Origin of the sequence: Pandoraea fibrosis, from assembly GCF_000807775.2 — a bacterium.
GTDB classification, from domain to species: domain Bacteria; phylum Pseudomonadota; class Gammaproteobacteria; order Burkholderiales; family Burkholderiaceae; genus Pandoraea; species Pandoraea fibrosis.
The window spans coordinates 4,515,338-4,527,200 of record NZ_CP047385.1; the positions used below are offsets into that span (position 1 = coordinate 4,515,338).

Genomic DNA, 11,863 nt, shown 5'->3' on the forward strand with positions numbered 1-11,863 from the left:
GTCAACGCCCCTCGAACACCGGGGCTGTCTTCGCCAGGAATGCGCGATAGCCCGTCTGAAAATCGGCGGTGCCGAAGCACGCGAAACCCTCGTCGATCTGCGCGGGCGTGAGCGGCTGGCCGCTCGCCAGTTCGCGCACGAAACGCTTGTGCCAGCGCGCGACCAGCGGCGCACCGGCGGCAATACGCTGCGCACTTGCCAACGCCTCTCGTGTCACGTCGGCGTCTGCCACCACACGCGTGACGAGGCCAATGCGCGACGCCTCCTGCGCATCGAAGATCCGTCCCTCGAGCAGGATTTCGAGCGCTCGCGTGGGGCCGAGCAAGCGCACGAGTCCCGACAGTTCCGCATGCGCCATCACCAGCCCGAGCTTATTGATCGGCGCGCCGAACCGGCTCGATTCTCCGCAAATGCGCACATCGCAGGACGCCGCGATTTCCATGCCCCCGCCTACGCAAATGCCATGAATCATCGCGACGAGCGGCACCGGGCAATTGGCGAGCGCGTCGAGCGTGCGGTGCATCAACGCGCCATAGGCACGCGCCTGCGCCACGTTGGCCCGGTCCGTCTCGAACTCCGCGATGTCGTTGCCCGGCGCGAACGACTTTTCCCCCGCACCGCGAAGCACGATGCAGCGCACATCGGGCGTCTCGGACAAGGTCAGGATCGTGTCGCCCAACGCTTGCCACATCGGCTTGGTCAGCGCATTGAGCTTCTCTGGGCGATTGAGCGTCACCAGCGCAATTGCGCCGTGTCGCTCGGTCAGAACGGTCGATGTCACAGGGCCTCCTTCATACGCCGGCACGCACCCGATGTGGGCCAGCCTTGATTTTTGGTATACCAATTTTCTGTAAACGATAGATTCATCGTTGTCACATTGGCAAGAGACAAACCTAAAAATCAGGGTTAACGTGCAAAAACACGAGATTGGCGATTGACGACGTCATATATCGCCATCAGAATTGGCATTCCATTTTCATGACATTGACGCATGGCCACGTCCGCCTCGCTGAACGCCGCCGCTTACGAAGCCCTCAAGGCGCGCATTGTGCGCGGCGATTTGCGCCCCGGCGCGCCGCTCTCGGAGCGCGCACTGTGCGACGAACTTGCCGTCTCGCGCACGCCGCTGCGCGAAGCCCTCAAGCGGCTCGCGAACGAAGGGTTGGTGGAAATCTCCGACACGCGCCGCTCGCGGGTAGCACGCGTGAGCGTCGATGAAGTCGTGAACCTGCTCGCCGTGATGGCGGTGCTCGAGGGGCTCTCGGGAGAACAGGCGTGCGAGAAAGCGTCCGACGCCGATCTGGAAGCGTTGACGCAACTACAGAATGCAATGGAAGCGGCTTACGCGCGCACCGATCACGCCGCCTACTTTGCGCTCAATCAGCAGATCCATCTGAGCATTCTTCGCATGGCGGACAACGGCCCGCTGGCGGAGTACTTCCACAATCTGAATGCGCGTTTGCGACATGTGCGCGAACGTCTCACACCCACGCCCGAACGCTGGCGTCAGGCGGTCGACGAACATGCGGAAATGCTTGCGCTGCTGCGCCGACGCGATGGCAAGCGTTTGCGTTCGCTGATGGAAGCGCACCTGCGCAGCAAGACCGACGCCTACGTCGCAGCCATGCTCAATGAAGGGTTGGTGAGTATGAGTCGCGCGGCATAAGTCCGCCGCGCGATGATTCGCGTGGCCCCGCCTGCCGCCTCTGCGGATCAGGCGGCAACTCGCACATTGGCGAGTACGGTGGCGCATTTGGCCATCAGGTGAGCCCGTAACAGTCGCCCAAGGGTCGCGCCGTCGCGCTGGCGCAGCGCGCGCAACATCGCCACATGCTCGTCGACGGCTTGCTCCCATTTGCCCGCATGCAGATTGGAGCGGAATCGAAGGGCTTGCAGGCGCTGATTGACGGATTGATACATCTGCGTGAGCGCAGGATTGCGGGCGGCCGCATTGATCCTGTCGTGAATCCGTTGATTGCAGTCGAAATAGCCGGACAGATCGCCATTCGCGTGACACGCGTCCATCGCGTAGTGCAGTTCCTGAATCTCGTCGATTTCCGCTTGCGTGATGCGCTCGCAGGCCAGTTCGCCCGCCAGCGCTTCGAGTCCGCTGAGCAGTTCGAACGCGTCGGCAATATCGCTGGCCGACAGCGTAACGACGCGAGCCCCCCGATTCGGCAACAGTTCGATCAATCGTTCGACGGCGAGCATCTTGAGCGCCTCGCGCAACGGCGTGCGCGACACGCCGAGTTGCTCGCACAGGGCACGCTCGTTCAGATGTGCTCCCGGCAACAGGACGCCTTCGGTAATCATCTTGCGCAGACGATCCATCACGGCGTGATGCAGCGCCTGACGGCTGATCGGCTGCGCGGCACCGGTGTCAGGCGGATGGATGAGGGTATCGCGCACGGCGTTCAGGGTCACGGAGTGCATAGGCTCGGGTCGTTCACTTTGAAAGGAAGGCCATCGACTGCACGCACTGCACCTTCGCGGGCAACGGCGTTCGCCATCGCTGCCAGGCCGCACGAAATATTACGAATTATTACGAAGTCCGATTCTCTCAGATCAACGCGACTTTGACTACGTTAGGTGGTGTTTTCACTGAGTAGCCATCACGTTCGCTGCACTGCGCAATGGGGCGTGAATTTTGTATACGATGTGGGACAACGTGCCGCCGCCCCGTTCCGGCGCATCGCCCTACCCTGAGGAGACCTGCAAGATGTTCGAGAACCAAGCCGCTGTCGAATCGTTGGCCCGTTTGCTGGCCGACACCCGCCGCGGCGATACGCCGATCGATTCGCCCGCACCCGCCCTGCTCCCGGTCGATGCCCGTGCGGCCTATGCGGTGCAACTGCGCACGCTCGACCTGCTTGGCGAGACGATTGCCGCGTGGAAGGTCGGGGCCAAGACGCCGTCGGATCTGCCCAATTGCGCACCGATTCCGGCCTCTGTCGTGAGCGACGCCGGGGGCACACTGGCCCTCGACGACTTTTTCCGTCCGGGACTGGAGCTGGAAATCGCGTTTCGTCTGTCGCGCGACATCAAGCCCGGCAACTACGACGAGCGCGAGGCAATGATGTTCGTCGGCGAGATGCTGACCACGATTGAAATTACCGATAGCCGCTTCGCATCGAAGGGCCTCGACAGCCGATTCGCACTCGCCGACTTGCAGAACAACGGCGCGCTCGTGATCGGCAGTGGCCGCGACTACGATGCGTCGTTCAACTACCTGAAGCCGACGCTCTCGTTTTCGCTCGACGGCGCCAACATCGCCCCGGCGCACATCGTCAACACCGGTGGCGACCCGCGCGCCCTGCTTACGTGGCTCGTCAATCACAACGGCAAGCGCGGCATCACGATGCGTGCGGGGGCGATCGTCACTTGCGGCTCTTACGTCGGCATGATCCCTGCCAGCGGCAAAGGTGAGTTGCGCGGCGCGATCAACGGCATTGGCGAAGTGGCCGTCACGCTGAAGTAGAAATGCACGGCGGGTTCAGTGCTGATGGGTGCGCCCGTCAGCCCCCGCCAGCATCTTCGGCGCGAGCAACGCAATCGGCACAATGCAGAGCAACCCCGCGCCCAGCGCCACCGGCAAGCTGATGCCGTGGGCAATCGCTCCGATCAGCACCGGCCCGATGAGCAGACCCAGATAGGCGAGCCGGGCCATCACCGCAATGGCTTCGGCACTTGCCATGCCGGCGCCGCGCGCGACCTCGCCCGAGGCGGCAAACATCACCGGCATCACATTCGACAAGCCGAGGCCGGCGAGGGCAAAGCCAGCGACTGCCGCGGCGGGCACACGCCAAAGCAGTGCCAGCAGAACGCCACCCACACAGAGCAGACTGCTCACACGCAGCAATCGCGCACCGCCCATTCGTGCCCGCACCGGGTCGCCGCCGAAGCGTCCGCCCGCCATCCCCAGCGAAAAAGCGGCGTAGCCTGCGCCGACCCATGCCCCTTGCGCGGCAACCACCTCTCGCATGTACACCGCCGTCCAGTCATACATCGCGCCCTCTACCACCAACCCGAGAAACGCGAGGATGCCGAAGCCCGTGAGCTTGCGATGTAGTTTGCGGCGTGCGGCGTCCCCCAGCGCGGGAGGCGGCGTATGGGCGCGCGGCTCGGCATTGTCGGTGCCATCGCGTGCGACCGGCGCTTCGCCCGGCATCATGTCGGGCTGCATGAAGCGCGCGCCCACAACGATCACGACCGCGCACCCCATCGCCGCAAGACCGATATGCCATTGCGGCGAGCCGTGATGCGCGAGCCATGCACCACCGACGAGTGCTCCCGCCATGCCGCCAAGGCTGAAGCATCCGTGAAGCGACGCCATGATCGGCTGGCGGTAGCGCGCTTCGAGCGTAGCGGCCTGCGCATTGACGGCGACGTCGTAGGTGGCGTTCGCCGCGCCATAGAGGGCAAGCCAGCCCACCAGGCCCCAGTAGCTCGGCATCGACAGAATGAAGGCGCTCGTCACCGCCAGTGCGATGCCCGAATGCAGGCTCGCGCGCTGGCTACCGACGCGCCCGACCCAGCGCGCCATGTGCGACATCGTGACGAGCGCGCCGCCCGCCACGGCGAACATTGCCACGGACAAGCTGGCGTCGTTCAGGTCGAACATCGCCTTGACGGTGGGGACATGAACGCCCCACGTCGCATACAGGAATCCGCTGCAAAACAGCAATGCCATCGTCGCCGCGCGTGCAGGCCAAAAGCCCGTGCGTGGCTTCGTTGTTTCAGAAGTCATGGGAATCGCAGGAAAAGCGGGAATGACGCGGCAGAGACATCTGCGTTGTCGTTTGAAGAGACATGCGGTGCGGCCCCGGCAAGATGCGGAGCCGTCCATGCCGAGAATTCTAACGCACTATATGTGACCGTGCAGTCTATCGGCCGCACGACGCGTCAATGTGGCGTTGAAGCCATCGGGCCAACTGACGGCCTCATTGCGCTAAACGTTACGGCCTACCGATCATCACATGCTGCGCTTCGGCAGCTGCATGCGGAGCGTCCAAATGGCGTCGTCCCGATTGTCGCGTGCGTTGACTTCGCCGAATGCGACGACGCTCGAGTTATCCACCGTTTTTGTTCACAAGGCTGTGGACAACGATCGGAGGAGAACCGCCAAGCGATTGATCGGTATGGAGTTTTTGACGGAAGGGATCAGACCGGGGCACCCGCAGGCAGATGGCCTGCAAGCGCCGCCGATTTATCCACAGATTTTGTGTTCAAGTCTGTGGAAAAGTCTTTGATGACAGGGTGCAAGTCGTTGATTCGAATCAGAGATTCATTCCCCCGAAGCCGCCGCAGCAGCCAGGTGGCGCTCGGCGCCCATTGCGAATCCCTTGTTGCGTTCACGCACGACGCGGTGAATCAGTTCCCATACCGTGTGCGCCACGGGCGAGAGCGAACGGTTCTTGCGACGCACGAGCACGATGTTGCGCTCGAAGGCCGGCAACAACGGACGCACGGCCAGCGTGGAGTTCTCCGGCAGCGGCAACGCCAGCGGCGGGAGCACGCTCACCCCGAGCCCTTCCTGCACCATGCGGAAGATGGTGCTGACATGCCCCAGCTCCTGCGTGATCGTGCCCTGCACTTTTTGCGTCGTGAGTGCGCGGTCGATCAACGGGCGGCTGCCCGAACTCTGATTGAGCAGCACCAGATTCTCGCCCGAGAGTTCCGACCAGTGCACGGCCGCCTGCGTGGCGAGCGGATGATCGCTACGACACACCAGACAGAACGGCTCGCTCATCAGATGTTCGGTCGTCAGATCGTCTGCGCCTTGCGGGGCGACAACGATGCCGAAATCCACATCGCCCGCGCGCACGCTGTCGAGCACCGCACGCTGCATCTGGTCGACGAGCGCCAGTGCAATGTCAGGATACGTCGCCTGCGACGCGAGCAGCACGCGCGGCAGCAGCGTGGCCGAAATCGTCGGCGCGGCGCCGATGCGAACGCGCCCGGTCGTGCGTGCCTCGGCACCGTGGGTCTGCAACAGCGCGATCTCGAGTTCGTCCAGTACGCGATCGAGATTGCCGGCCAGCGTCACCCCGGCATCGGTCAGGGCGACCTCACGCGTGGTGCGGTCAACCAGACGCAAGCCAAGCTGCCCTTCCAGTTCGTTGATGCAACGGCTGATGGCCGGTTGTGTCAGGCCGATCTCGGCGCCCGCGCGGCTGAAGTTCTTGCTGCGCGCCACGACCATGAAGACCTTGAGTTGTCTCAGCGATACGTTCATGTGCTTGTGCCCTGCCAGAAAGTGAGCAAACGAGTCATGTCAATGACTTTGGCGCGCCGCATTGGGCGGCGCGCCCCGTGATTCCCCGATCCCGTCCTTCGATCGGGTCAAGCCGCCGCTTTGACCATCTCCTCCACGACCTTCTTGGCGTCGCCGAACACCATCATGGTCTTGTCGAGATAGAACAGGTCGTTATCCAGCCCGGCATAGCCCGCTGCCATCGAACGCTTGTTGACGATGATCGTCTTGGCCTTGTAAGCCTCGAGAATCGGCATGCCGGCAATCGGCGATTGCGGATCATTCTTCGCAGCGGGATTGACCACGTCGTTCGCGCCAAGCACCAGCACCACGTCCGTCTGGCCGAATTCGCCGTTGATCTCGTCCATCTCCAGCACCTGGTCGTAGGGCACTTCGGCTTCGGCGAGCAGCACGTTCATATGCCCCGGCATGCGACCTGCCACCGGGTGGATCGCGTACCGCACGCTCACGCCCTTCTCGACCAGCTTGTCGGTCAGTTCCTTGAGCGCGTGCTGTGCACGCGCCACGGCCAGACCGTACCCCGGCACGATCACCAGCGATTCGGCGTTGCTCATCAGGAACGCCGCGTCATCCGGCGAGCCCGACTTGACCGGACGTTGCTGCTGTTCGCCGCCGGCGGCACTTGCGCCGGGCGTTGCACCGAAGCCACCGAGAATCACGTTGAAGAACGAGCGATTCATGGCCTTGCACATGATGTAAGACAGAATCGCGCCCGACGAGCCGACCAGCGAGCCCGCGATGATGAGCATCGGGTTGTTCAGCGAGAAGCCGATCCCTGCGGCGGCCCAGCCGGAGTACGAGTTCAGCATCGACACCACGACCGGCATGTCCGCACCGCCGATCGGGATGATGATGAGCACGCCGAGCACGAAGGCGATGGCCGTCATGATCACGAACGGCGTCCAGCTCTGCGAGACGAAGAACGCACCACCAAAACCGAGCATCGCAATCGCCAGCGCCAGGTTCACCATGTGCTGGCCTTTGAAGACCACCGGCGCGCCCTGGAACAGACGGAACTTGTACTTGCCCGAGAGCTTGCCGAAGGCGATGACCGAACCCGAGAACGTGATGGCGCCAACGAACGTACCGATGAACAACTCGATGCGGTTGCCCGGCGGCAGCGGTTGACCCGCCGCGACGATACCGAACGCCGCCGGCTCGGCGACAGCCGCCACTGCGATACACACCGCTGCCAGACCGATCAGCGAGTGCATGGCCGCGACTAGTTCCGGCATCTTGGTCATCTCGACCTTGCGCGCAACATAGGCTCCGATGCCGCCACCGACCACGAGGCCCGCGAGAATCAGACCGAGGCCCGAGAAATTGCCGTTCGAGAGTTTGCGCAACTCAAAGATCAACGCGAGCGTCGTGAGGGCGGCGATGGTCATGCCGATCATGCCGAACGCGTTGCCGCGCCGCGCCATGCGCGGATTCGACAGGCCCTTGAGCGCCTGAATGAAACAGATCGACGCGACCAGGTACAACAGCGTCACAAGATTCATGCTCATGTCAGTGCGCTCCCTTTGCGGCTTCGTCATTGGCCGCAGCCTTTGCCGGCTTGTCTTTTTTCTTGAACATCTCGAGCATGCGCTGTGTCACGAGGAAGCCCCCGAACACGTTCACGGCGGCCAGCGCCACGGCGACCACGCCCATCGTCTTGCCGAGGTTGCCTTCGGTCAGCCCGGCCGCGAGCATGGCGCCCACGATCACGATGGCCGAGATCGCATTGGTCACCGCCATGAGCGGCGTGTGCAATGCCGGCGTGACGTTCCACACCACGTGGTAGCCGACGTACACCGCCAGCACGAAGATGATCAGATTGATCACCGTGTGATTGATCATTTCCATTTGCGTCCCCCTCCCTTATGCCGCACGCAGCACTTCACCGTCGCGGCACATCAGGCACGCGGCAACGATGTCGTCGTTGGTATCGATCACGAGCTTGCCTTCCTTGTCGATCACCAGCTTCAGGAAGTCGAGCACGTTGCGTGCATACAGCGCGGACGCATCGGCGGCGACCATGCCGGCGAGGTTGGTGTATCCCGCTATCGTCACGCCGTGGACTTTCACGACCTCGTCGGCCACCGACAGCGGGCAGTTGCCGCCGCCGTTCGCGCCGCGTCCGGCGGCCAGATCGATGATGACCGAGCCGGGCTTCATTGCCTTGACGGTGTCCTCAGCGATCAGCGTAGGTGCGGCACGACCCGGAATCAGCGCGGTAGAGATCACGATGTCCGCCTGCGTGAGGCGGGTGTGCACCAGTTGTGCCTGACGGGCGAGCCACGCGGCGGGCATCGGACGCGCATAGCCGCCCACACCCTTGGCGATCTCGCGTTCTTCGTCGGTCTCGAAGGGAACGTCGATGAACTTGGCGCCGAGCGATTCGATCTGCTCGCGCACGGCCGGACGCACGTCCGACGCTTCGATCACCGCCCCCAGCCGCTTGGCCGTGGCAATGGCCTGAAGGCCTGCCACGCCCGCGCCCAGCACGACCAGACGCGCGGCCTTGACCGTGCCGGCCGCCGTCATGAGCATCGGCATGAAGCGTTGATACAGATTGGCGGCGAGCATCACGGCCTTGTAGCCGGCGATGTTGGCCTGCGAGGACAGCACATCCATGCTTTGCGCGCGCGTGGTCCGCGGCGCTGCTTCCAAAGCGAAGCCAACGATGCCGGCCGCCGCCATGCGAGCATTGTTCTCGGCATCGAACGGATTGAGCATGCCGACAACCACACTGCCGCGCGGAATCAGGGCGACTTCTGCGACCGATGGCGCGCGAACCTTGAGCACCAGTTCGGCGCCAAGGGCCTGCGCCGCAGTACCGCTCGACGCGCCCGCCGCGACATAGGCCGCATCGGGTACGCTCGCGGCCTCGCCGGCGCCACGCTCCACGGTGACGCGATGCCCTGCGCTCACCAGCTTCTTCACCGTTTCCGGTGTGGCCGCGACGCGGGATTCGCCGCCGGCCGTCTCCTTTGGAATGCCAATATGCATAGTTATTGTCTCGGGGTCTGAGCCCCTGTCGTGTTGTGAAACTCAGGCCACGGCGGCTCGCGCGGGCTGCATCGAGCGCCCGTCATTGGCCGCTTCGAAGCAACGCACCTTCGTGCAATGAATCAGGTCGCACAGGAATTCCGGCTCGTAGGCGCGCAGCAAATGCGGCTGGTGTCCGTCGAGATAGGCCCCGATCAGCAGCAGCTCAGCCATGCGCAACGCCTGCGCCGAAGCGCCTTCGAGGTACGCCAGCGGCAAATCTTGATTCCCGGTCATATGCAACAGACGGGTGTACGTGGGGTGATCCCAATACCAGTCCAGCCCCAACTCGACGAATGCGTTGTTGAACGCGTGCAGATGGGCATTGGCAACCGGTGCCAGGGCGGCGGGTTTGATGTGCGTTTCGATGACAGACATGATGGCGCTCTCCCAAAACAGTGATCGTCTCCAGAACACGCAAACCCGCTCTCGCCTGACGCGACATGTCACCGACGCTTGGTTTGTCACATCACCTTCATGCGGGCTGCCATTGCAGATTACGCAGCCCAACCCATAAAAGACAGTTAAAGTTAATTATGCAAACCATCAACGATTACTTATACTTCGTGAGCCACACTTCGCGAGTGGAAATCGTTCCACCGTCCATCCCGATCTCTGGAAGCCTGCCGCATGAAACACGCCACGCTCCGTCAGTTGAAGGTCTTCGAAGCGGTAGCGCGCCATCTGAGTTTTTCACGCGCCGCCGAAGAACTGCACCTCACCCAACCGGCCGTCTCAACGCAAGTCAAGCAACTTGAAACACACGCTGGACTCCCCCTCTTCGAGCAACTCGGCAAGAAGATCTTCCTGACCCCGGCGGGCAGCGAAATGCTTCACTACAGCCGCGCGATCATCGCGCTCTTTCGCGAAACCGAAGAGGCGATGGATCACCTCAAGGGCATTACGGGCGGCAAGCTCAATGTGGCGGTCATCAGCGCCGGCGACTACTTCTTTCCGCGTCTGCTCGCCGCATTCACCGTGCGCCATCCCGGCGTGACGCTGGGTCTCACGGTGCATAACCGCGAGGAGCTATTGCATCAGCTCACCGAAAACCTCACGGATCTGGCCGTAATGGTGCGACCGCCCCACGAGATCGACACGATCAACGAGGCCTTCGCACCGCACCCCTATGTCATCGTGGCGCCACCCGATCATCCGCTGGCCGGCCAACGCCAGATTCCGTTTTCGCGTCTGACGGAAGAACCGTTCATCAGCCGCGAACGCGGGTCCGACACCTGGAATTCCTTGCAAGACGCCTTCGGTCACCGCACCCAGCAACTGAAGATCACGATGGAAATCGCCAGCACGGAAACCATCAAGCAAGCGGTCGTAGCAGGCATGGGCATCAGTTTCCTGTCAGCGCACACCGTCGGCATGGAGTTGCAGACCGGTCAGTTGACGGTGCTCGACGTGCAGGGCTTTCCGGCGTGGCAAAGCTGGTACGTCGTGCATCGCCGCAGCAAGCGGCTACCGCCGGTCGCGCAAGCCTTCCGGGAATTCCTGCTGACCGACGGCGCGGCACTCATCGACGGCATGATGGCCTACAAGAGTCCGGTGCCGCCGCCCGAAAGCCGCGGAAAATCGCCTGCGGCTCCGGGGATCGGCCCGGATGCCTCGCGTCAGACCGACACCTGATCCGCTGGCTGAATCCGCTGAATCGGCCAGATCGGCCAAAGCAGCCAACGTTGCCACATCGGCCAAATGAAAAAGGGCGATCGACTCAGGCCATTGCCACCCCGGCCGACCACCGTGAAATCGGTTGCCTCGTTAGCCGCCCATGCGGTTGGCGAGCGTGCCCAGTCCGTCGATGCTCACTTCCACCAGCGCGCCCTCTTTCATCGAGCCAACGCCAATCGAGGTGCCCACCGCGATCACGTCGCCCGGCAGCAGGGTCATGTCCTGCGAGAGACGCGCGACGAGTTGCCACGGGTTGAAGATCATGTCCGCAAGCGGGTAGCGCTGACGCTCCGTGCCGTCGAGTCGCGTGACCAGTTCGGCTTCGTGCCAGTCGAAGTCCTGCGCAATCACCGGGCCGATGCAGCCAAACGTGTCGAAGCCCTTGGCGCGCGTCCACTGCGCGAAATTACCGTCCTGCTCGATGATTTCAGCGGCGGTGACGTCGTTGACCAACGTATAGCCGAGGATGTGATCGCGCGCGGCTTCCTCGCTCACATGGCTTGCGCGCTTGCCGATCACCACGCCCAGTTCGCCCTCGAAAACGATCTTGCCGGCATACGACGCCGGACGACGAATCACTGCGTCGGGCCCGGACAGCGACGTCGCAGGCTTGATGAGGAAGAGCGGATGCGACGGCGCGGCTTTGCCGAGCTTCGCGCCGAGCGCGTGAAAGTTGTTCCACAGCGCCACGATTTTCGAGGGCTCGCAGGGGCACAGCAGATCGACGGCGTCGCGCGCAATCGTCGCGCCCGTGGCAATCGGCTGCTCGAAGAGACTGCCGCGATGTTCGAGAATGTGGTCGCCCTGCAGCAGGCCGAAGCCGATGCGGCCATGGGCGGTCTTGAAACGGGTCCAGAGCTTCATGCGTTTGCCATTCCT

The 11,863-nt window shown here is 63.1% G+C and carries 12 protein-coding genes; 3 read left to right on the forward strand and 9 right to left on the reverse strand.

The annotated features are described in order from the left end of the window. Window position 1: 1 nt before the first annotated feature. Complete coding sequence (locus PI93_RS19965) at window positions 2-781, reverse strand: enoyl-CoA hydratase-related protein (RefSeq protein WP_039375089.1); 780 nt, start codon at window positions 779-781, stop codon at window positions 2-4. Window positions 782-991: 210 nt separating this feature from the next. Between PI93_RS19965 and PI93_RS19970 the strand changes: the two genes are divergently transcribed. Next, window positions 992-1,666 carry a GntR family transcriptional regulator gene (locus tag PI93_RS19970; RefSeq protein WP_039375088.1) on the forward strand — a complete coding sequence of 225 codons (675 nt, stop codon included), beginning with the start codon at window positions 992-994 and terminating at the stop codon, window positions 1,664-1,666. Window positions 1,667-1,713: 47 nt separating this feature from the next. Here the strand turns inward: PI93_RS19970 and PI93_RS19975 are convergent, their stop codons facing one another. Further along, window positions 1,714-2,433, reverse strand: a complete 720-nt coding sequence (locus tag PI93_RS19975) for a GntR family transcriptional regulator (protein ID WP_052241082.1) — start codon at window positions 2,431-2,433, stop codon at window positions 1,714-1,716. A gap of 286 nt (window positions 2,434-2,719) precedes the next feature. Here PI93_RS19975 and PI93_RS19980 point away from each other — a divergent pair, with 286 nt between their 5' ends. Beyond that, window positions 2,720-3,478 carry a 2-keto-4-pentenoate hydratase gene (locus PI93_RS19980; RefSeq protein ID WP_039375086.1) on the forward strand — a complete coding sequence of 253 codons (759 nt, stop codon included), beginning with the start codon at window positions 2,720-2,722 and terminating at the stop codon, window positions 3,476-3,478. A gap of 15 nt (window positions 3,479-3,493) precedes the next feature. Here PI93_RS19980 and PI93_RS19985 read toward each other — a convergent pair whose 3' ends face one another. The 6 genes from PI93_RS19985 to PI93_RS20010 all read right to left on the reverse strand — a co-directional run bounded on the left by PI93_RS19985 (window position 3,494) and on the right by PI93_RS20010 (window position 9,685). Then, on the reverse strand, window positions 3,494-4,690 hold the full coding sequence (locus PI93_RS19985; RefSeq protein WP_039375084.1) for an MFS transporter: 1,197 nt from the start codon (window positions 4,688-4,690) through the stop codon (window positions 3,494-3,496). Between the two features lie 594 nt (window positions 4,691-5,284). Then, entirely contained in the window at window positions 5,285-6,235 is a 951-nt protein-coding gene (locus PI93_RS19990; RefSeq protein WP_039375083.1) for a LysR family transcriptional regulator, read from the reverse strand. Window positions 6,236-6,342: 107 nt separating this feature from the next. Then, complete coding sequence (locus PI93_RS19995; protein WP_039375081.1) at window positions 6,343-7,782, reverse strand: NAD(P)(+) transhydrogenase (Re/Si-specific) subunit beta; 1,440 nt, start codon at window positions 7,780-7,782, stop codon at window positions 6,343-6,345. A 1-nt stretch (window position 7,783) separates the two neighbouring features. Continuing rightward, window positions 7,784-8,122 (reverse strand): NAD(P) transhydrogenase subunit alpha, encoded by a 339-nt coding sequence (locus PI93_RS20000; protein ID WP_159372142.1) that lies wholly within the window; start codon window positions 8,120-8,122, stop codon window positions 7,784-7,786. Between the two features lie 15 nt (window positions 8,123-8,137). Next, on the reverse strand, window positions 8,138-9,268 hold the full coding sequence (locus PI93_RS20005) for a Re/Si-specific NAD(P)(+) transhydrogenase subunit alpha (protein WP_159372141.1): 1,131 nt from the start codon (window positions 9,266-9,268) through the stop codon (window positions 8,138-8,140). A gap of 42 nt (window positions 9,269-9,310) precedes the next feature. Beyond that, window positions 9,311-9,685: an HAD family hydrolase gene (locus PI93_RS20010; RefSeq protein ID WP_052240438.1), complete on the reverse strand. Its 375-nt coding sequence runs from the start codon at window positions 9,683-9,685 to the stop codon at window positions 9,311-9,313. A 252-nt stretch (window positions 9,686-9,937) separates the two neighbouring features. Between PI93_RS20010 and PI93_RS20015 the strand changes: the two genes are divergently transcribed. After that, entirely contained in the window at window positions 9,938-10,942 is a 1,005-nt protein-coding gene (locus PI93_RS20015; RefSeq protein ID WP_039366684.1) for a LysR family transcriptional regulator, read from the forward strand. Between the two features lie 132 nt (window positions 10,943-11,074). Here the strand turns inward: PI93_RS20015 and PI93_RS20020 are convergent, their stop codons facing one another. After that, window positions 11,075-11,848 (reverse strand): fumarylacetoacetate hydrolase family protein, encoded by a 774-nt coding sequence (locus PI93_RS20020; protein ID WP_039366687.1) that lies wholly within the window; start codon window positions 11,846-11,848, stop codon window positions 11,075-11,077. Window positions 11,849-11,863: the final 15 nt, after the last annotated feature.